Genomic DNA, 20458 nt, shown 5'->3' on the forward strand with positions numbered 1-20458 from the left:
CGTCGTGACGTCGAGACGGAGGTCCCCATGCCCAAGCACATCTTCGTGACGGGTGGTGTCGCCAGCTCCCTCGGCAAGGGCCTCACCGCCTCCTCCCTCGGCCGCCTGCTGAAGCTGCGCGGTCTGCGCGTGACGCTGCAGAAGCTCGACCCCTACATCAACATCGACCCGGGCACGATGAACCCGTTCGAGCACGGCGAGGTGTTCGTCACCGACGACGGCGGCGAGACCGATCTCGACCTCGGCCACTACGAGCGCTTCATCGACGAGAACCTGTCGCGCAACTCCAACGCGACCACCGGGTCGATCTACCAGTCGGTGATGGCCGCCGAGCGCCGCGGCGACTACCTCGGCAAGACCGTGCAGGTGATCCCCCACATCACCGACGAGATCCGCCGCCGGGTCGAGCGCGTCGCCCAGCAGGACGTCGACGTGGTGATCACCGAGGTCGGCGGCACGGTCGGCGACATCGAGATCCTCCCGTTCCTCGAGGCGATCCGCCAGTTCCGCAACATCGTCGGGCGCGACAACGTGTGCTACATCCACGTGACGCTGGTGCCCTACATCGGGCCATCGGGTGAGCAGAAGACGAAGCCGACGCAGCACTCGGTCACCGAGCTGCGCTCGCGCGGGATCCAGCCCGACGTCATCGTCTGCCGCTCCGAGGAGCCGCTGTCGGACGACCTCAAGACGAAGATCTCGAACATGTGCGACGTCGAGCGCCGTGCGGTCGTCAACGCCGCCGACGCGGGGAACATCTACGAGCTCCCGCTGATCTTCCACGACGAGGGGCTCGACGAGGTGGTGTGCGACGTCCTGCGACTCGCCGCCGAGGTCGACCTGTCGTCGTGGCAGCGGGTGGTGTCGCTCGTGGAGGCGGCGACCGAGCCGGTCGTCATCGGCCTGATCGGCAAGTACATCGAGCTCCCCGACGCCTACCTCTCCGTCGTGGAGGCGTTGAAGCACGCCGGCTTCCACCACGGAGCGGCCGTCGAGATCGAGTGGATCCAGTCGGAGAGCGTCGAGGGCCTGCTCGCGGAGGGTCAGCTCGGGCATCTGGACGGGATGGTGATCCCGGGTGGGTTCGGGCACCGCGGTGTGGAGGGCAAGATCGCCGCGGCCCGCTACGCGCGCGACCACGCGATGCCGTGCCTGGGCATCTGCCTCGGTCTGCAGGCGATGGTCATCGACTTCGCCCGCAACGTCGCCGGCCTGTCGGCGGCCCACTCCACCGAGTTCGATCCGTTGACGCCCCATCCGGTGATCGACCTGATGCTCGAGCAGCGCGGGATCGAGGACAAGGGCGGCACGATGCGGCTCGGGGCCCACTACGCCGTCCTCGCGAACGAGTCCCAGGTGGCACGGACCTACGGCGAGCCCGTGGTGTCGGAGCGCCACCGCCACCGCTACGAGTTCAACGATCGCTACCGGGTGCAGCTCGAGTCGGAGGGCTTGTGGTGCTCGGGCACCTCGCCCGACAACAAGCTGGTCGAGTTCGTCGAGCTCCCGGGCCACCCGTTCTGGGTGGCGACCCAGGCCCACCCCGAGTTCAAGAGCCGTCCCGACCGCCCCCACCCGTTGTTCCGCGATCTCGTCGGAGCGTCGCTGCAGCGGCGCAGCGCCGGCGCCGGTGCGCAGCACGCCGGCATCGCGGCGCCGTGAGCGGGTTCCGACGCATCTCGGAGGAGATCGTCCACACCGGCCACGTCTGGCACCTGGCGACCGCCCGCTACGAGGACCCCGACGGCCGGCCCTTCGAGCGCGACGTCGTGCGCTCGCCCGGCGCGGTCGGGGTGGTCCCGCTGGTGTTCGACGCCGAGGGGAACCCCTCGGTCGTCCTGGTCTCGCAGTACCGACCGCCCTACGAGCGCGAGGTCATCGAGATCCCCGCCGGGATGCGCGACGTCGACGGCGAGGACACCGCCGAGGTCGCGCGTCGCGAGCTGATCGAGGAGGCGGGCCTGCGCGCCGGCGAGCTGTCGCGACTCGGCGAGATCTACCCCTCGCCGGGGATGACCGACTCGGTGACGACGATCTACCTCGCGACGGGCTGCACGACGGTGCCCCACGACCGCCAGGGACCGGAGGAGGAGTTCATGGAGCTCCTCCACGTCCCCCTCGACGAAGCGCTCGCGATGGTCGACCGGGGCGAGATCGTCGATGCGAAGACGGTGACGGGGCTGCTGCTGACCGCCCGCCGCCTCGCCGCGGCCGACGGTCGCTGAGCTCGACGCCCGCGATGGCTCGCCCGGAGCTGCCCCTCGAGGTGGAGGAGTTCCTCGCCTGGCTCCTGTCGGAGAAGGGGCGTGCCCCCAACACGCTCGCCGCGTACCGGCGCGACCTTCGTCGGTACTGCTCGTGGTTGGCCGACGACGGCACCACGGTGCTCGACGTCGATCGCGATGCCCTCGTGCGGTTCGTCAACGACCAGCGACGTGGAGGTGCGGCCCCGGCCACGATCGCACGCCGGCTGGCGGCCATCCGCATGCTCCACCGGTTCCTCGCGATCGAGGGGGAGCGGCCCGACGACCCCGCCGCCGAGGTCGAGGGGGTGCGCGTCCCCGCCGGGATCCCGCACCCGTTGACCGAGACGCAGGTCGACGCCCTGCTCGATGCCGTCACCGGCGCCGAGCCCCTCGACCACCGGGACCGTGCGCTGCTCGAGCTGCTGTACGCGACCGGGGCGCGGATCTCCGAGGCGGTCGGTCTGTCGATCGGCGACCTCGACGTCGACCAGCGGCTCGTGCGCCTCTACGGCAAGGGGTCCAAGGAGCGGATCGTGCCGTTCGGTTCCTCGGCGGCGGGGGCGCTCGAGGACTGGTTCTCGCCACGAGGACGGGTCCGACTGATCCCGGCCAGGTGGGGGCGACGCGACGACGCCGATGCGGTGTTCCTCAACCAGCGCGGGGGCCGCCTGACCCGCCAGGCCGCCTGGCTCGTCGTCAAGAAGCACGCCCGGACGGCCGGGCTCGGCTCGGAGGTCTCGCCCCACGTGCTGCGCCACTCCTGCGCCACCCACCTCCTCGACCACGGCGCCGACCTGCGCGTCGTGCAGGAGATGCTCGGACACGTCTCGATCTCGACGACCCAGCTCTACACCCGCGTGAGCCAGGAGCGGCTGTTCGAGGTGTACCGGTCGGCGCACCCGCGTGCGTCGGTCGAGCGGTGACGGCGCCGACGAACGGTCGGGTCGCCGCCGTGGGCCGCGACGGCCCGGTGAGTTCGGAACGCATCAGCGGTGGGTAGTGCTCCCGCCGATGCCTCGTCTGGACACGCCGTGACCCTCGGCCGAAACCGGCGCTCCTTCGCCGCCGAGCTCGGTTCGATCCACGCCAGCCGCTCGTGGTGTCGACAGCTGATCGACGAGCCGCCGTGGTGTCGTGAGCGTGCGCCCGACATCGAGCTGTGCGTGACCGAGCTCGTGACCAACGCGATCAGCTACGGCACCGGTGACCGGTTGGGGGTCGAGGTGGTGTCGCCGGACGAGTCCTCGCTCGAGCTCACCGTCCAGTCGACGGGGCCGTTCATCGGCGAGTTCTCCTGGCCGCCCGAGCTCGCGGCGCAGACCGACATCACCGGTCGCGGCCTGTTCCTCGCCCACGCCGTGAGCGACGAGCTGACCCGTGACCTGGAGCCCGGCTCGGTGACCTTCACCGCCCGCTTCATCGATCCGAGCACCGAGCCCGGACTTGACGGCGCGCCGTGACCGCACGTCCCGTGACCGGTCCGACCGGCGGCATCGCCGTTCGCCACCCGGTCCGGTGAGCGCGACCGCCGACCACCCGCTGCTCGCCGAGCACCTCCGGCGCTGGGTCGGCGCGTGGCCCGCTCCGAGTCGCGGGGTGCGCGTCGTGGGCGACGCGGCGCGCTCGTCGCCGACGTGGGACGGTTCGGTGCGACCTCTCCGGGGTGTGGGGGAGGGGACGGGGGCGGTCGTCGCGGTTCCCCCGGCCGCAGCGGACCTCGTCGCGCGCGCGGTCCGCGACGATCTCGAGCGCGAGGGTCTCGGCGACGAGCTCGGCGAGATCCTCGGCGTCGGGCCCGCCGTGGTGGGCCGGGGCGTGTTCCGGTCGACCGCCGTCGTCGCGTCGGACGTCGACGACCTCGGGGAGTGGTTCGACCGGCAGTCCAGCGAGCTCCCCGCGTGGTTGGAGCCGTTCAACGGGCCCCGCCTGGTCGCCCGTGGCGGGGACGGGTCCGTTCTCGGTGCGGTCGGCATCAAGGTCCACGACTCCCTCGGCCACGAGCTGGCGGTCGTCACGGAGGAACGTGCACGCGGTCGAGGGATCGCCCGGCGACTGGTGGCGACCGCCGCGCGCCGCGTCCTCGACGACGGTGCCGTGCCGACCTACCTCCACGCTCACGACAACGTCGGCAGCGCCCGGGTGGCCGACGCCGTGGGGTTCGCCGACGTCGGGCGCACCGTGATCGGTCTGTGGCCCGCCGGGTCGTGAGCGGGGGTCGACGTCGACGATCCGGCACGTCTCGGCCCCGACGAGCGATGCGCTCGGCGACGGGGCAGACTTCGAGGGTGAGCACGTGGAAGGACGTCCGCGAGAGCCCCGGGCACCTCGTCGCGCGGTTCTTCACGTCGCTGTCCGCGGCTCCTCCGACGATCGACGACGAGAACTGGGTCGAGGACGTCCTCTCGACCCCGGAGCGCTCGCTGTGGATCCGACTCTCGAACCAGGACCGCCGGCACAGCGTCGGCGTCGCCCGCTGCTTCGCCGAGGGCCGGCCGTCGGCGACGCGTGCCGAGGTGGCCGGTGCTCTGCTCCACGACGTCGGCAAGATCGACTGCGAGCTCGGCACCTTCGAGCGGGTCGTCGCGACGCTGGTGGGTCCGCGCACGCGGCGCTTCCGCTCGTACCACCTGCACGAGGAGATCGGGGCTCGCATGGCTGCGCTCGGCGGCTCGGACCCGGCGACCGTGGCGCTGATCGCCGCCGAGGGCCCGGCCTACGACGACCTCGAGCGCTGCGACCACTGACGCTCGGCGCCGAGCGTCGCGTCGACGCCCGGCGACGGGCGGTTCGAGGTCACGGGGTGGTTCGGTCCGCTTCGACGCCCGTGGCGCCGGAGCGGACCGGTGGTTCAACTGGGTCGATGTCGACGACGCGACCGGAACCGGTGGCGTCCGCCGGCCTGTCGGAAGGCTCTCGACCGCTCGACATCGGCTCGGATCCGGGCGTGGCGCTCCCGGATCTCGGCCAACTGGTACTCGGGGTGGATGCTCTGCAACATGGTTCTGTCCTTCTGCTGGTCATGGGTGGGGATCGATGGCCGTCCGGCGCGAGCGGACGGCGGGCTGGGGGCGCCCGGACGGTGCGTCGACCGGTCCGAGCACGGCTCGGTCGGCTCGGCACCGGGGGCGTGCCAGCGACGGATGCGACGCATCCGACCCCGACGCCGCGTCCACCGGTGCCGTGAGCGCGCGCGGGCCGAGGGGAGCGGCGCGGACCGGGGGACGGCTCGCGAGTGGCGGGGGAGAGCGGGTCCGGTGCCGAGCGGAGCTCAGCGCTCGGAGCCGGCAGCCGGGGCGGAGGGCGACGCCGCGTCGATGACGTCCGTCGCCGCGAGCGACTCCTCGTGGCGCACGTGGTTCGTCTCGTTCGTCCGGTTCATCTGCGTCGTCCTCCTCTCCGTGGGTGCTGTCCGTGGGTGCTGTCCGTGCGTGGAGCTACCTTCGCCCACCCGGTGGAGGGCGATCAAGCGGGTTTCGCGGGGAGCACCGTCGAGGCCCGCCGGGTGTTCACCACGGCGCGCAGCGTCATCCACGTGAGCAGGCCGAGCCAGATGCCGACGATCCCCGACGACGGTGACAGCACCACGGCCGCCGCGATCGGGACGACCGCGGCGAGGTAGCCCACCCGCCGCCCGTCCGAGGAAGCGGTAGTCGCCGGCCCCGATCAGCGACCCGTCCGTGGCGAACGCGATCGAGCCCGGGACGAGGACGATCGCGAGGAGCACCAGCGCGACGGTCGCGCGCGAGATGACCGCCGGGTCGGTCGTGAACACCCGGCTGACCAGGGGCGATGCCGCGGCGAGCACCACGGCGAGGACGATCCCGACGCGAGTGGAGGAGCGCACCACGCGGCGGTTCACCGTCCCGGCTCCGATCCCGGAGCGGCCGAGCTCCTCGGCCACCAGGGTCTGGGCCGGCACCGCGAGCGCGTCGAGCGTCAACGCGAGGAAGAGGAACACGGTGAGCGCGATCTCGTGGGCGGCGAGCGTCGGCGGGTCGATCCGCGCCGCGATCGACGTCGCGCCGGTGAACACGGCCAGCATCGCGCCGACGCGCAGCAGGAGGTGCCGACCGGCGGCGACGAGGGGTCGCATCTGCGACCAGCGGGGTCGAGCGCTCGAGGCCGTGGCGGTGATCGAGCGGGTGCGGACCCACAGCGCGGTCCCGGCGAGCACCTGGGCCACGACGGTCGACCACGCCGATCCGGCGACCCCCAGGTCGAGGCCGAACACCAGCACGATCTCCACCACCGCGTTGACGATGTTCGCCGCGACGAGGACGACGAGAGGGGAGCGGTAGTCGCTCGCTCCGCGCTGGGTCCCCTCCGAGGCGAGCGCGACCAGGGTGAACGGGACGCCGATCGCGGAGATCCGCAGGTAGGTGACAGCGAACTCGAGCACCTCGCCGTCCGCCCCGATCAGACTGGCGAGGGGACGTGCGGACACCACCAGCACCGGCACGGCGGTGAGCCCGATGACGATCGCCAGCCAGGTCGCCTGGACGCCCACGTCGGCCGCCCCGGTCGCGTCGCCGGCTCCGAGTCGGTTCGCGACGCGCTGCGTCGTCCCGTAGGCAAGGAAGTTCGACCCGCCGACGACCAGGGACAGCACCGCCACGGCGATCGCGACGCCGCCCAGCTCGTCGGTGCCGATGCGGCCCACGATCGCGGTGTCGACGAGCCGGTAGAGCGGCTCGGCGGCGAGCGCGCCGAACGCCGGAACGGCCAGCGACAGGATCCGACGGTCGAGGGCGGCGACGCGCTCGTCGCGCCGGTCGGGGCCCGACCGGCTCAACGCGCGACGATGCCGATGGCGCGGTGGACGCGCGCGAGGGTCGTCGATGCGACGTGGCGCGCCTTGTCCGAGCCCACCCGCAGCAGGCGCTCCAGCTCGCCGGGATCGGCCAGGAGCTCGCCGTAGCGTGCACGGATCGGGTCGAGCACGGCGACGACGGCCTCGGCCGTGTCCGCCTTCAGCGGCCCGTAGCGCGAGTAGTCCTCGGCGACCGCCTGCGGGGTCCGATCGGTCGCTGCGGCGTTGATCTCGAGCAGGTTGGCGACCCCCGGCTTGGCGCCGCGGTCGTAGCGGACCGCGTCCGGGCCGGTGTCGGAGTCGGTGACCGCTCGCTTGAACTTCTTCGTCACCGTCGCCGGGTCATCGGTGAGGAACACGCACCCGGCACCCGACTCGTCGGACTTCGACATCTTCGACATCGGATCCTGCAGGCTCATCACCCGAGCCCCCGCGGTCGGGGTGACCGCCTCGGGGAGCACCAGGGTGTCGCCGAAGCGGTTGTTGAACCGGATCGCGATGTCACGGGTGATCTCGACGTGCTGGCGCTGGTCGTCGCCGACGGGGACCTGGTCGGTGTCGTACAGCAGGATGTCGGCGGCCTGCAGCGCGGGGTAGGTGAACAGCCCCGCCGAGACGAAGCGACCCTCCCGCTTCGACGTCTTGTCCTTGAACTGGGTCATCCGGCTCAGCTCGCCGTGGGAGACGTTGCACTGCATGATCCACCCGAGCTCGCTGTGCTCGGGGACGTGGCTCTGGACGAACACGGTGGCCACCTCGGGATCGAGACCGATCGCGAACAGCATCGCCGCGAGCGACAGCGTCGCCTCGCCGACGACGCCGGGTTCCTCGATCACCGTCAGCGCGTGGAGGTCGACGATCCCGTGGAACGCGTCGCTGCTGCGCTGGTCGCGCTCCCAGGCCCTCAGCGCTCCCAGGTAGTTGCCGAGGTGCATCTCGCCCGTGGGCTGGATGCACGACAGCACGCGGGCCGCCGACGTCGTGGTGGGGTGCGCGGTCACGGGCGCCGACGCTATCCGTCGAGCGCCGATCGCACCGCGGTAGGATCCGCACACGATGGTCGACGTCGCGACGCCCGTGTACGAGGGCCCCTTCGACCTGCTCCTCCAGCTCATCCTCCGCGACCAGGTCGACATCTACGAGGTCAACCTCTCGATGATCGTGGACGCGTACCTCGAGGAGATCGAGCGGATGCAGCTCGCCGAGGCGCTGGACCTCGACGTGACCACGGGCTTCCTGCTGATCGCGGCGACGTTGGTCGAGCTCAAGGCACGCCGGCTGCTGCCGGATCAGGCCGACTCCGACCTCGACGAGGAGCTCGCGCTCTGGGAGGAGCGCGACCTGCTGCTCGCCCGCCTGCTCGAGGCGAAGACGTTCAAGGACGTCGCCGGGGTGCTGGCGGGCCTCGCCGAGGAGGCCGACCGCTCCTTCCCCCGGGTCGTGGGCCCCGACGAGCGATTCGCCGCGACGATGCCCGACATGCTGGAGGGAACCGGGGTGGAGGCGATCCGTCGGGCCGCCGTGCGCGCCCTCACCCCACGGCCCGTCCCGGTCGTCGACCTGTTCCACGTCGACCCCATCCGGGTGACGGTCGCCGACGCCGTGGCGGAGCTGCTCGACGAGCTGCCCCGCGCCCGGCAGATCTCGTTCCGCCGACTGACCGCCGACCTCGGTGACCGCATCGAGGTGATCGTGCGGTTCCTGGCGCTGCTCGAGCTGTTCAAGCAAGGCCTCGTCGAGCTCGACCAACCCGCCCGATTCGGCGACATCGAGGTGCGGTGGACGGCGGACGGCGACGTCGACGGCGACGCGGTCCTCGTCGACGCCTACGACGGCTGACGCGACCTCGGCGCCCGCCCCCCGCACGCTCCCGCTGCCCACCGACGATGGATCCCATGGACGACGACACCCGTGACACCCAGGACCGTGACACCCAGGACCGTGACACCCAGGATCGTGACACCCAGGACCGTGCCGCCGAGCAGCGGCGGGCGATCGAGGCGATCGTGCTCGTCGCCCACGACCCGGTCCCGACCGAGCTGCTGGCGCAGCTCCTGGAGCAGCCGACCGCCCTCGTCGAGCGGTGGTGCGACGAGCTGGCCGAGCGGTACCGCGCCGAGCGCAGCGGCTTCGAGCTCGTGCGGGTGGCGGGCGGCGTCCGCTACCAGACCGCCGGCGACCTGACGCCCTACGTCGAACGGTTCCTCCTCCACGACCAGCGAGCCCGCCTGTCCGGGGCCGCGCTCGAGACGCTCGCGATCGTCGCCTACAAGCAGCCGATCTCGCGATCGCAGGTCGCCTCGATCCGCGGCGTGGATCCCGACGGGGTGCTGCGCACCCTCCAGGCGCGTGGCTACATCGACGAGGTCGGTCGCGATCCCGGGCCCGGCCAGGCGGTGCTGTTCGGCACGACCGACAGCTTCCTCGAGAAGCTCGGTTTGGCCTCCATCGACGATCTGCCGCCGATCGCCGAGTACATCCCCGGGCCCGACGTCGTCGAGGTGCTCGAGCAGGGTCTGCGCGTCACCCCCGAGATCGACGTCTCGACCGCGCGCTCCGAGACGCGCTCCGACGCACGCCGCGGCCCGGCCGACGGCACGGGAGGCGGCGATGTCCTCTCCTGAACCGCCGCTGTGGGAGCAGCGCGCCCGCGAGAGCGCCGCGCTCGGGGGTGGCGACCGGTTGCAGAAGGTGCTCGCCGCCGTCGGCTTCGGCAGCCGCCGGACGTGCGAGGAGCTGATCGCCGCGGGCCGCGTGACCGTCGACGGCGAGGTCGCCGTGCTCGGCCGCCGGATCGACCCCGACGTCGACGTCGTCGAGGTCGACGGAGCGCCGATCGGGGTCCGACCCGGTCTCGTGTACTACCTGCTGAACAAGCCGGCAGGGGTCGTGACGACCAGCGCCGACACCCACCGCCGTGCGACGGTCGTCGACCTCGTGCCGAGCGAGCCCCGGGTGTTCTCGGTCGGACGGCTCGATCTCGACACCGAGGGCCTGCTCGTGCTGACCAACGACGGCGAGCTCGCGAACCGCCTCGCCCACCCGCGCCACGGCGTCGACAAGGAGTACCTCGCCGAGGTGGCCGGGGGGAAGGTGTCCGCCGGAGCGGTGCGCCGCCTGCGCGAGGGGATCGAGCTCGACGACGGCCCGACCGCCCCCGCCAAGGTGTCCCAGCCCGAGCCCGGCGTGCTGCGGATCACGATCCACGAGGGTCGCAACCGCCAGGTGCGTCGGATGTGCGACGCCATCGGGCACCCGGTCCGCCGGCTGGTGCGGACGCGCATCGGACCGCTGTCGGACCGCACGCTGCAGCCGGGGCAGTGGAGGGAGTGGACCACCGAGGAGCGCAATGCCGTGGTGGCCGCCGTCGCAACTACCATCGCCGCCCGTGGACAGCGCGACGGTGCCCGACGCTGACGGGCCCGCGGCCCGGCGCGCGAACGTCGTCGGCCTCGGGTTGATCGGTGGCTCGATCGCGCTCGCGCTCGCCGAGCGGGGGTGGTCGGTGGCCGGGATCGACGACGACGGGTCGGTCGCCGACGAGGCGCTGCGCCGTGGGGTGGTCGACCACGTCGGCCTCCGGCGGGACGCCGAGATCACCTTCGTCGCCGTCCCCGTGCTGCGCGGGGCCGACGCGGTGCGCACGGCGCTCTCGGGCACCAGCGGGATCGTCACCGACGTCGGCAGCGTCAAGGCACCCATCTGCGCGACGGTCACCGATCGCCGGTTCGTCGGCGGCCACCCCATGGCCGGCAGCGAGCGCGAGGGCCTCGACGGGGCCGATCCCCACCTGTTCCAGAGCGCGATCTGGGTCCTCACACCCGACGACGACGCCGACGACGCGGTGTTCACCCGGCTGACCTCGGTGATCACCGGGCTCGGCGCCGAGGTCGTCGCGCTCACCCCCGAGCGCCACGACGAGGTCGTCGCCGTCGTCAGCCACGTCCCCCACCTGACCGCCGCCACCCTCATGGGCCTCGCCGCCGAGCGATCGATCGAGCACGCGGCCCTGCTCCGCCTCGCGGCCGGAGGCTTCCGCGACATGACCCGGGTCGCGAGCGGCCGTCCCGGGATCTGGGTCGACATCTGCCAGGAGAACCGGGTCGCCATCGTCGGCGCCCTCGACCGCCTCGTCGCGGAGCTCACGAGCCTGCGCGACGCCGTCGACGACGGCAGCCGGTCCACGATCCTCGACCGCCTGACCGAGGCGCGCGAGGCGCGGGCGAACCTGCCGAGCAGGGTGGTCCACCCCGACAGCATCGCCGAGGTGCGGATCCCGATCCCCGACCGGGCGGGGGCCGCCGCCGAGCTGTTCACCCTCGCCGCGGATCTCGGGGTGAACATCGCGAACTTCGAGGTCGTCCACGTCGCGGAGTCCAACCGGGGCGTCGCCGTCGTGCTCGTGGACCAGGCCCACGGCGAGCTGTTCCGCGGCGGGCTGATCGCACGCGGGTTCCGTCCCTCGGTCCAGGCGCTCGCGTGAGCGACGTCCGGGCCGTGACGACGGCGGACGGGCCGGTCGTGGCACGGGTCCGCGTCCCGCCGTCGAAGAGCATCGCCAACCGTGCGCTGATCTGCGCGACGCTCGCCGAGGGGCGCTCCGAGATCGTCGGGATCGCCCCCGGCGACGACACCGTCGCGATGGTCGAGTGCCTGGAGGCGCTCGGCACCCCGATCGAGATCTCGACGCTCGACGGCACGACGACGGCGGTCGTGACCGGGACCGGCGGCGCGCTCGCTCCTGGGCCGATCCGACTGGACACCCGCCTGGCGGGGACGACCTCGCGCTTCGTGACCGCCGTCGCAGCGCTCGGCCCCGGTCCCTACGAGATCGACGGCGATCCGCCGCTGCGGGCGCGCCCCATGGGGCCGCTGCACGATTCGCTGCACGCGCTCGGCGCCCGGATCGAACCCGCGGGGAGCTGGGGTCACCTCCCGGTCACCGTCTCGGGGCCGGTCGGCGGCGCGGACGCTCTCGTGATGCCCGGCGACGTGTCGAGCCAGTTCGTCACTGCGCTGATGCTCGTCGCCCCGCTGATCCGCGACGGGCTCCGTCTCGGGCTGTCGAGCGAGCTCGTCAGCCGGCCCTACATCGAGATCACGCGCGCGGTGATGGGGGCCTTCGGCGCGGACGAGGTCGACATCGCGCAGCGCCACGTCCACGTCGGCGAGGGGCGGTACCGGGCCCGTGCGTACGAGGTCGAGCCCGATGCGTCGTCGGCCAGCTACCCGCTGGCCGCGGCGGCGATCGCCGGAGGAGCCGTCGCGGTCCCCGGCCTGGGTCGATCGTCGCTCCAGGGCGACGCGGCGTTCGGCTCGATCGTCGAGGCGATGGGGTGCCTGGTGACCCTCGCCGAGACCGACACCGTCGTCATGCGACGCGCCGACGCGGCGCTGCGCGGGGTCGACGTCGACATGGCGGACGTGTCCGACCTCGTGCCCACCGTCGCGGTGCTGGCCGCGACGGCCGAGGGCACCACGCGCATCACCGGGGTCGGGTTCATCCGGGGCAAGGAGAGCGACCGCCTCGGGGACCTCGCGACGGAGCTGGCCAAGACCGGTGCGGCGGTCACCGTCGACGACGACGGGCTGACCATCGAGGGCGGTCGTCCGCTCCACGGCGCACGCCTCGAGACCCACCACGACCACCGCCTCGCGATGGCCTTCGGCGTGCTCGGTCTGGCGGTCCCCGGGATCGAGGTCGTCGACCCCGGCGTCGTCACCAAGAGCTGGCCGGGGTTCTGGGAGGCGCTGGACTCGATCCCGGCGTCGGTCGCGTGAACCGTCGCCCGGCGGGCTCGACGTCGGCGATCGCCCACGAGCGATCGGTGCGCGTCGCGGCCTTCGACGTCGACGGGACGCTCACGACCCGCGACTGCGTGGTGCCGTTCATGCGCCGGGTGAGCGGGGCGCGCACGATCGCGTCGCGCCTCGGTGCGGGCGCCCACCGGCTCGGTCCGGTCGTCGTTCGACGAGATCGGGACCAGCTCAAGGCGCTGGCGGCGGCCGCGGCGTTCCGCGGCCGCCGCCTCGACGATCTCGAGCGCCTCGCGCGGGAGTTCGCCGAGCAGGTCCACGACGGGTGGCTGCGCCCGGACACCGTCGAGGACCTGCGCGACCACGTCGCCGACGGCGACGAGGTGGTGCTGGTGTCGGCCTCGTTCGAGCTGTACCTGCGTCCGCTCGCGACGCTGCTCGGCGCCCACGCGGTCCTCGCCACGCGACTCGAGGTCCGCGACGGGGTGGCGACCGGGGCGCTGCACGGGCCGAACTGCCGCGGCCCCGAGAAGGTCCGCCGCCTCCACGAGTGGATCGAGCGGCACCACGGGGATCGCTCGCGGGTGAGCCTCGTCGCGTACGGCGACTCCGCCGGCGACCGCGAGATGCTCGCGGACGCCGACGTGGCGCACTGGGTCGGACGTCGTGGGCGGGCGTCGTGATCGCCTCGATGCTGGCCGCCATGCGGCCCAAGCAGTGGCTGAAGAACGTCCTCGTCTTCGCCGCCCCCGGTGCCGCCGGGGTGCTCGACGATCCGTCCTCGCTGTGGCGCACCGTCGTCGCGTTCGTCGCGTTCTGCCTCGCGGCGAGCGGCATCTACGTCTGGAACGACCTGCGCGACATCGAGGCCGACCGCCTGCACCCGACCAAGCGGAACCGACCGTTCGCGGCGGGGCGGGTGCCGCTCGGGGTCGCCCGCGCCACGGGCGTCGCCCTGCCGGTCGCCTCCCTCCTGCTGTGCGCGGCCACCGGGCGGTGGCAGACCGTCGCCGTCGTCGCCACCTACCTCGTCGTCACCACCGCCTACACCGTGCGCCTGAAGGAGGTCGCGGTGATCGACCTCGTCACCGTCGCGTCGGGCTTCGTGCTGCGCGCCGCCGCCGGAGCGGTCGCCGTCGACGTGCCGATGTCGCGGTGGTTCGTCCTGTGCGTGACCTTCGGCTCGCTGTTCATCGTCATCGGGAAGCGCTACGCCGAGCTGAACGAGGTCGGCACGGCGGCCGGCACCCGGGCCACGCTCGAGACGTACACCCCCGGTTTCCTCCGGATCCTGCTGTCGGTCAGCCTCGGCGGAGCGTTGATCAGCTACTGCGTGTGGGCGTTCGAGACGAGCGAGCTCGACCCGGTGGGTGACCTCGAGCTGCCCTTCTACGAGCTGTCGGTGGTACCGATGATCGTCGCCCTGTTCCGGTACCTGCTGGTGCTCGAGCGGGGAGAGGGCTCGGCCCCCGAGGAGGTGTTCGCGAGCGATCGCGTGCTCCAGATGTCCGGGGCCATCTGGATCTTCGTCTACGCGCTGGCGGTGTACACCTCATGACCCGACCCGACCTCCCCGAGACCCTCGCTCTCGTCGACGACGTGGAGGGGTGGATGAGCCCCGGCCAGGGCGCCACCCTCCACGAGGCGGCGCGCCGGTGCCCGCCGGGGGGCCGGATCGTCGAGATCGGCAGCTTCCGCGGGCGCTCGACGATCGTGCTCGCCACCGCGGCGGACCCCACCGTCGAGATCGTCGCGATCGATCCCCACGCCGGCAACGACCGCGGCCCCGGCGAGATCGAGGGGTTCGTCGACGCCGCGGCCGACGACCACGCCGCGTTCGTCGCGAACCTCGAGGCGGCGGGGGTGCGCGACCGGGTGCGGCACCTGCGCCAGTTCTCCGACACCGCGTACGCCTCGGTCGACGGCGCGGTGGACGTGCTGTACGTCGACGGCGCCCACCGCTACCGCCCGGCGCTCGCCGACATCGAGTCGTGGGGGGATCGCGTGGCCGACGACGGGACGCTGCTGATCCACGACTCGTTCTCCTCGGTGGGCGTCACCCTCGCGATCGCCCGGTCGCTGGTGCTCGGCGGGCGGTTCCGCTACGTCGGCCGCTCGCGGTCGATGGCGATCTACCGCGCCGACCTCGAACCCGGCGCCGCCGCCCGCGGACGCAACGCGGCGCGCCAGCTCGCCCAGATCCCGTGGTTCGCGCGCAACCTCGGGCTCAAGGTGCTGCTGACCCTCGGCCTCGGCCGAGCGCTCGAGCGGACCGGTCGCACCCCTCCCGAGTGGCCGTACTGAGCGCCCCGCCGGCGGCGACCGACGCCGCCGCCCGCCTCGGCATCGCACGTGGGGTCGGACCCCGGCTGCGACGGGGGACCCGGTCGAACGGCGGGGTCCGGGTGTCGATGCCGGTCGACCAGTAGCCTCGATGGCTCGTGGAGATCGAGCGGCGATCACTGACCGGCTGGGGCCGGACGGCTCCCAGCGTCTCCGCACTCGTCTCGGCGACGCTCGACGAGCTGAGCGCCGGCGGGCTCGACGCGCTCACCGACTCCCGCGGCGCCATCGCGCGCGGCCTCGGCCGCTCCTACGGGGACCCGGCGCAGAACGGGGGAGGGGTGGTGGTCGAGCTGGAGCCCGGCGACGACCCGATCCGCGTCGACGCCGTCGCGGGGACGGCGAGCGTCGATGCGGGCGTCAGCTTCGACCAGCTGCTGCGTGCGATCGTCCCGGTCGGCTGGTTCGTGCCGGTCACCCCCGGCACGCGCTTCGTGACGGTCGGCGGGGCGGTGGCGAGCGACATCCACGGCAAGAACCACCACGCCGACGGATCGTTCGGAGCCCACGTCCGGCGACTCGGGATGCTCATGGCCGACGGCTCGCAGCGGTCGATCACGGCCGAGTCCGACCCCGACCTGTGGTGGGCGACGATTGGTGGCATGGGCCTCACCGGCCTGATCACCGAGGTCACCTTCGACCTGATCCCCATCGAGAGCCGGCACTGCGTGGTCGACACCGAGCGGGTCCCGAACCTCGACGCGCTGATCGAGAAGATGGAGGCGAGCGACCACCTGTACCGCTACAGCGTCGCCTGGATCGACCTGGTCGCGACGGGACGCCACCTCGGCCGCTCGGTGCTGTCGATGGGGAACCACGCCACCCTCGACGAACTGACCGAGCTCGACCCGTCCGCGCTGAGCTCCCCCCTCGACTTCGACCCGCCCGTGCTCCCCGACGTCCCCGCCGGCGTCCCGAACGTGCTCAACCGGCTCGCCGTGCGTGCGTTCAACGAGCTCTGGTACCGCAAGACCCCCCGCCGGCACCACGGCACCGAGTCGCTCACGGGGTTCTTCCACCCCCTCGACATGGTCGGCCAGTGGAGCCGGCTGTACGGGCGTCACGGGTTCCTCCAATACCAGTTCGTCGTCCCGTTCTCCGCCGTCGACACCCTGCGCCGCATCGTCGAGACCATCGCGGGCGAGGGTCACGCGAGCTTCCTCGCCGTGCTCAAGCGGTTCGGCGACGAGAGCGGGGGGATGCTCAGCTTCCCCCGGCCCGGATGGACGCTCACGCTCGACCTGCCCGCCGGGGTCGACGGCCTCGGGAGCCTGCTCGGCGAGCTCGACGACCTCGTGCTCGGCGTCGGCGGGCGCCACTACCTGGCCAAGGACGCGTTCGCCACCCCCGAGGTCGTCGCCTGCGGCTACCCGCGCCTCGAGGAGTGGAAGGCCGTGCGGCGCTCCGTCGACCCCGACGGAGCGTGGGCGAGCGACCAGGCGAGGAGGCTCGACCTGCTGTGACCGGACGAGGCTCCGGCCGCGCACCGTCGACCCCGACGAACGCCACGCCGATGCGATCGACGACGAGGCGATCGACGACCCACCCGCGGAGGGACCCACGATGATGAACGCGTTCGACCAACCCCAGACCGTCCTCGTCCTCGGAGGGCGCAGCGACATCGCGCACGCGATCGTCCGTGCCCTGAGCTCGCCGGCGCTGACCACGGTCGTGCTCGCCCACCGGGGCGGCTCCGGGGGAGCGCCGGTGACCGTCGACGGGCTCGCCGCCGGCGTCACGGTCACCGAGGTCGACTTCGACGCCACCGACCACTCCGCCCACGTGGAGACCATCGAACGGATCGCCGCGGAGCACGGGGACCTCGACGTGGTCGTCCAGGCGTTCGGACAGCTCGGTGACGCCGAGACCGGATCCGACCCGGTCGCGGCCGCTCGCCTCGTCGACGTGAACGTCGCCGGCGCGATCAGCTCGGGGATCGCCGTCGCCGACCGGCTGCGGCAGCAGGGCCACGGCGTGCTCGTCGTGCTCTCCAGCGTCGCCGGGGTCCGCACCCGACCGTCGAACTTCGTCTACGGCGCCACCAAGGCCGGCCAGGACGCGTTCGCCACCGGGCTCGGCCACGCGCTCGACGGCTCGGGGGTGCGCGTGCTCACGGTGCGCCCCGGCTTCGTGCGCTCCTCGATAACGGAGGGGATGGAGGAGGCGCCGTTCGCCTGCGATCCCGACGACGTCGCCGCCGCGGTGGTGGCGGGGTTGCGCTCGCGCCGCTCCGTGGTGTGGGCGCCGGGGATCCTGCGCTTCGTGTTCGCCGGGCTTCGCGCCCTGCCCGGCCCCCTCTGGCGACGCCTCGACCGCTGACCTCGCCGCTGAGCGGGCGCCCGCTGCGGCCGTGGCAGATCGCGGTCGACCCGGGGACCCCGCCGCTTCAGGGGGACTCCGCCGCCTCCAGCTCGGACTCGATGTCGTGGATCGTGCGGGCTCGGTGGCTGACGATGCAGAACACGCCGTACGCGAGCAACCCCAGCGCCGCCAGCAGGACCAGGATCGACCCGACGGTCGACCCCGCCGTGGCGCGCAGCGCCCGGTCGAACCCGCGCGCCTCGCGGGGATCGAACGTCATCGCGGCGCGCAGCACGAAGAACCCGATCAGCGAGATCACGGTCGACCGCCCGATCCACCCCACCATCCCGAGCACCACGATCGTCCCGGCGCGCACGCCGTTGTCGGTCGGAGCGCTCTCGATGTCGGACAGGCCGTCGGCGAACCCGCGCTGCACGACGTGGCGGTGGGCGAAGTAGCCGGCGACGCCCATCGTGACCAGCCCGGCGACGCCGACGAGCCACCGGCCACCGGTGTTCTCCAGCACCGCCCTCGAGACGCGCTCGAGCAGGCTCGACCGGTTCGGTCGATCCCCCGAGAGCGCCACCTCCGCCGCGCTCCAGGTGAACAGCGAGTAGAGCACGGAGGCGACCAGGTGCCCGGCACGCCGCCACCACCGGAAGAACCCGGTCCCGCGGATCAGGGCGAGGCTCATGAGCTGGAACATCACGTAGAGGACCATCCCCACCACCAGCGCACCCAACAGCACCCGCCCGCCGGGGAGGTCCGCGATCCGCCCGAGCGCGCCGGTCGGCGACGCGTCCGACGATCGTGGCGCCTGCTGCAGGGCGACGGGGATCGCCGTCAGACCGACGGTGGTGTACACCACGCCCCGGGCGAGCCAGCCGGCGCGGAACAGCCGGTCGACGATCGGGTGCTGCTCGACGAGCGCATCGAGTCGGGCGCGGCGCGAGATGTGCTCGGCCTCGTCGGACGGGTCGACGTGGGCGCTCATCGACGCCCGTCGACCCGACGCGACCCGGAGGAGCCCGGGAGGGCGCTCACGCCCGGTCGCGCTCGTGGCGGGGCGGATCCGACGGCCGCTCGAGGTCGACCGCCCGCTGTCGCACCCGCAGCTCCTCGAGGACCCGACGGTTCGCCGCCTGGAGATCGGCGAGGAACCCGACGCTCCAGATCTGGACGGCGACGAGGACCAGCCCGAGACCGGTGAGCAGGCTCGGGAGGCGGCTGGTGTACACGTCGCTCACGGCGTACAGCACCAGCCAGCGCAGGAGCAGGGCGGCCCCGGCGACGAACGGGACGAGGCCGACCGCGAAGAAGAAGCGGAACGGCTTGTACAGCGCGAAGCTGCGCACGATCGACTGTCCCGAGCGCGACACGTACTGCGGGACGCTGCGCACGAGGCGCGATTCGCGCGTCTTGGGGTTGACGCCGACGGGGACCGAGACGACCGTCATCGAGTTCCACCCCGCCTGGATGATCGTCTCCATCGTGTAGGAGTAGCGGCCGAAGACCTGCACCCGCATCGCGGCGTCGCGGCTGTAGGCACGGAAGCCGCTCGCGGCGTCGCGCACCCCCGTCGCCGAGAAGCGGCGGACGACCGAGCTGCCGATGCGCTGCAGCGCCTTCTTCGACCGGGAGAAGTCGTCGATCCCCTCGATCGGGCGCTCGCCGACGACCATGTCGGCCGTGCCGTCGACCACCGGGGCCACCAGGTCGGGGATCGAGCGGCCGTCGTACTGGTTGTCGGCGTCGGTGTTGACGATGACGTCCGCGCCCGCCCGCAGAGCGGCATCCAGACCGGTCGTGAACGCGGCGGCGAGCCCTCGGTTGCGCTGGTGCGAGACGACGTGGTCGACCCCGAGCTCGCGCGCCACCTCGACGGTCCGGTCGGTGCTCCCGTCGTCGACGACCAGCCACTCGACGACGTCGATCCCCGGGACCCGGCGCGGGAGGTCGGCGACGGTCATCGGCAGCGTCTCCTCCTCGTTGAAGCACGGGATCTGGATGACCAACTTGACCGGCCGGGACATGTGGTGGGGAGCGTACTGGCCCGACGTGCTCAGCCCGCTCCGCCGTCAGCGGCCACGAATCGCCCGGATCGTGATCCGACGACCGCGACCGCCGCGAGCAGCAGGTCGACGGCGATCGTGACGAGGCGCGACACGACGGCGAACGACACCGCCGCCCCCGCGCCCAGCAGCGGCGTGGTCAGCGACACGAGGACCGCCTCGCGCACGCCGATGCCCCCCGGGAGGCCGACGATCACGAAGCCCGCGACCCACGCGACGCAGGTCGCGAACGCCAGCTCGGAGATCGCGGACGCGCCCGGTCGGGATCCGAGGGCGACGGCGACGCCGACGTGGCAGGCGGAGAACGCGACCCACACCGGGACGTGGAGCGCCGCCTGGCGGGCGAGGACACGGGCGGTCGGCAGCTCGATCGAGCGGCGCGCGACCCGGGCCAGCAGCGATCCGACCGCCGCGCGGATCCGGCCGTCGGCGGCGACGAGCAGCCCTGCGAGGATCCCGGCGGCGAGGGCGGCGCCGAGGAGCCGCCGACCCTCCGTGGCCAGGCCGGTCGCCGCGGCGACCGTGACGGCTCCGAGCAGGGTGCCGATCATCGAGATCGCCGTCGCCGCGTACGCTCCGGGGCGGTCCACCCCGCCGCGGCGGGCGAGCTCGGCCTGACCGATCACCGGCCAGATGCCACCGGGGACGTACTTGCCCAGCTGGCCGACGTAGAACCACCCCACCGCCCGCGCCCGGGGGACCGGGTGGTGCCGGCGCAGGAGCGCGACCCAGTTCAGCGCGATCGACGAGATGGCACCCGCGCCCGCCGCGAGCGCCGCCAGGGTCCACCCGGGGTTCGCCTGCGCGAGGGCGTCCGCGAACTCGTTGCGGTCGCGCACGACCTTGGCCACCACGAACGCGACGCCGGCGACGCCGATCAGCAGCCCGAGCAACGACACGAGCCGCTGGCGGTCGATCACCGTCCGCGC

Annotated in this window: 21 protein-coding genes; 16 read left to right on the plus strand and 5 right to left on the minus strand. The window is 72.8% G+C overall.

The genetic code is table 11. From position 1 onward, the window contains the following. Positions 1–27 precede the first annotated feature (27 nt). The 6 genes from ACOOHC_RS09205 (at position 28) to ACOOHC_RS09230 (ending at position 4990) form a co-directional block, all read left to right on the plus strand. A complete protein-coding gene (locus tag ACOOHC_RS09205) occupies positions 28–1662 on the plus strand; it encodes a CTP synthase (RefSeq protein ID WP_420453692.1) in 1635 nt (544 codons plus the stop codon). Next, complete coding sequence (locus ACOOHC_RS09210) at positions 1659–2225, plus strand: NUDIX hydrolase (RefSeq protein ID WP_420453693.1); 567 nt, start codon at positions 1659–1661, stop codon at positions 2223–2225. Before ACOOHC_RS09205 ends, ACOOHC_RS09210 begins: the two co-directional genes overlap by 4 nt. Before the next feature lie 14 nt (positions 2226–2239). Then, positions 2240–3169 (plus strand): site-specific tyrosine recombinase XerD, encoded by a 930-nt coding sequence (gene xerD / locus ACOOHC_RS09215; protein WP_420453694.1) that lies wholly within the window; start codon positions 2240–2242, stop codon positions 3167–3169. A gap of 108 nt (positions 3170–3277) precedes the next feature. Further along, positions 3278–3706 (plus strand): ATP-binding protein, encoded by a 429-nt coding sequence (locus ACOOHC_RS09220; RefSeq protein WP_420453695.1) that lies wholly within the window; start codon positions 3278–3280, stop codon positions 3704–3706. A 55-nt stretch (positions 3707–3761) separates the two neighbouring features. Next, positions 3762–4454: a GNAT family N-acetyltransferase gene (locus ACOOHC_RS09225; protein WP_420453696.1), complete on the plus strand. Its 693-nt coding sequence runs from the start codon at positions 3762–3764 to the stop codon at positions 4452–4454. A gap of 77 nt (positions 4455–4531) precedes the next feature. Then, positions 4532–4990, plus strand: coding sequence for a hypothetical protein (locus ACOOHC_RS09230; protein WP_420453697.1), 459 nt, complete (start codon positions 4532–4534; stop codon positions 4988–4990). 524 nt (positions 4991–5514) lie between these two features. Here the strand turns inward: ACOOHC_RS09230 and ACOOHC_RS09235 are convergent. Then, positions 5515–7038, minus strand: a complete 1524-nt coding sequence (locus ACOOHC_RS09235) for an MATE family efflux transporter (protein WP_420453698.1) — start codon at positions 7036–7038, stop codon at positions 5515–5517. After that, positions 7035–8057, minus strand: coding sequence for a tryptophan--tRNA ligase (gene trpS / locus ACOOHC_RS09240; protein WP_420453699.1), 1023 nt, complete (start codon positions 8055–8057; stop codon positions 7035–7037). Before trpS ends, ACOOHC_RS09235 begins: the two co-directional genes overlap by 4 nt. Positions 8058–8112: 55 nt before the next feature. On the opposite strand from trpS, the gene ACOOHC_RS09245 reads away from it, so the two are divergent. The 10 genes from ACOOHC_RS09245 (at position 8113) to ACOOHC_RS09290 (ending at position 17475) form a co-directional block, all read left to right on the plus strand. Continuing rightward, positions 8113–8895: a segregation and condensation protein A gene (locus ACOOHC_RS09245; RefSeq protein WP_420453700.1), complete on the plus strand. Its 783-nt coding sequence runs from the start codon at positions 8113–8115 to the stop codon at positions 8893–8895. A gap of 56 nt (positions 8896–8951) precedes the next feature. Further along, complete coding sequence (gene scpB, locus ACOOHC_RS09250; protein ID WP_420453701.1) at positions 8952–9680, plus strand: SMC-Scp complex subunit ScpB; 729 nt, start codon at positions 8952–8954, stop codon at positions 9678–9680. Continuing rightward, positions 9667–10473, plus strand: coding sequence for a pseudouridine synthase (locus ACOOHC_RS09255; RefSeq protein ID WP_420453702.1), 807 nt, complete (start codon positions 9667–9669; stop codon positions 10471–10473). The genes scpB and ACOOHC_RS09255 overlap by 14 nt, the downstream gene beginning before the upstream one ends. Further along, positions 10445–11539: a prephenate dehydrogenase gene (locus ACOOHC_RS09260; RefSeq protein ID WP_420453703.1), complete on the plus strand. Its 1095-nt coding sequence runs from the start codon at positions 10445–10447 to the stop codon at positions 11537–11539. The genes ACOOHC_RS09255 and ACOOHC_RS09260 overlap by 29 nt, the downstream gene beginning before the upstream one ends. Further along, entirely contained in the window at positions 11536–12837 is a 1302-nt protein-coding gene (gene aroA / locus ACOOHC_RS09265; protein ID WP_420453704.1) for a 3-phosphoshikimate 1-carboxyvinyltransferase, read from the plus strand. Before ACOOHC_RS09260 ends, aroA begins: the two co-directional genes overlap by 4 nt. A gap of 47 nt (positions 12838–12884) precedes the next feature. Then, positions 12885–13496, plus strand: coding sequence for an HAD-IB family hydrolase (locus tag ACOOHC_RS09270; protein ID WP_420453705.1), 612 nt, complete (start codon positions 12885–12887; stop codon positions 13494–13496). 20 nt (positions 13497–13516) lie between these two features. After that, positions 13517–14371 (plus strand): decaprenyl-phosphate phosphoribosyltransferase, encoded by an 855-nt coding sequence (locus tag ACOOHC_RS09275; protein ID WP_420453706.1) that lies wholly within the window; start codon positions 13517–13519, stop codon positions 14369–14371. Further along, entirely contained in the window at positions 14368–15117 is a 750-nt protein-coding gene (locus ACOOHC_RS09280) for a class I SAM-dependent methyltransferase (protein WP_420453707.1), read from the plus strand. The genes ACOOHC_RS09275 and ACOOHC_RS09280 overlap by 4 nt, the downstream gene beginning before the upstream one ends. 137 nt (positions 15118–15254) lie before the next feature. Beyond that, the gene (locus tag ACOOHC_RS09285; protein WP_420453708.1) at positions 15255–16619 is read left to right on the plus strand and encodes an FAD-binding protein; all 1365 of its coding nucleotides are present in this window, start codon (positions 15255–15257) and stop codon (positions 16617–16619) included. Between the two features lie 100 nt (positions 16620–16719). Further along, positions 16720–17475 carry an SDR family NAD(P)-dependent oxidoreductase gene (locus tag ACOOHC_RS09290; protein ID WP_420453709.1) on the plus strand — a complete coding sequence of 252 codons (756 nt, stop codon included), beginning with the start codon at positions 16720–16722 and terminating at the stop codon, positions 17473–17475. Between the two features lie 67 nt (positions 17476–17542). On the opposite strand, the gene ACOOHC_RS09295 is transcribed toward ACOOHC_RS09290, so the two are convergent. Genes ACOOHC_RS09295 through ACOOHC_RS09305 form a run of 3 tightly spaced genes read right to left on the minus strand, consistent with a single transcriptional unit; the run spans position 17543 to position 20449 of the window. Further along, complete coding sequence (locus ACOOHC_RS09295; RefSeq protein WP_420453710.1) at positions 17543–18451, minus strand: DUF1206 domain-containing protein; 909 nt, start codon at positions 18449–18451, stop codon at positions 17543–17545. 46 nt (positions 18452–18497) lie between these two features. Beyond that, a complete protein-coding gene (locus ACOOHC_RS09300) occupies positions 18498–19490 on the minus strand; it encodes a glycosyltransferase family 2 protein (RefSeq protein ID WP_420453711.1) in 993 nt (330 codons plus the stop codon). Between the two features lie 29 nt (positions 19491–19519). Further along, positions 19520–20449: a lysylphosphatidylglycerol synthase domain-containing protein gene (locus tag ACOOHC_RS09305; RefSeq protein ID WP_420453712.1), complete on the minus strand. Its 930-nt coding sequence runs from the start codon at positions 20447–20449 to the stop codon at positions 19520–19522. Positions 20450–20458 lie beyond the last annotated feature (9 nt).

Origin of the sequence: Ilumatobacter sp. (assembly GCF_965215205.1) — a bacterium.
GTDB lineage: Bacteria > Actinomycetota > Acidimicrobiia > Acidimicrobiales > Ilumatobacteraceae > Ilumatobacter_A.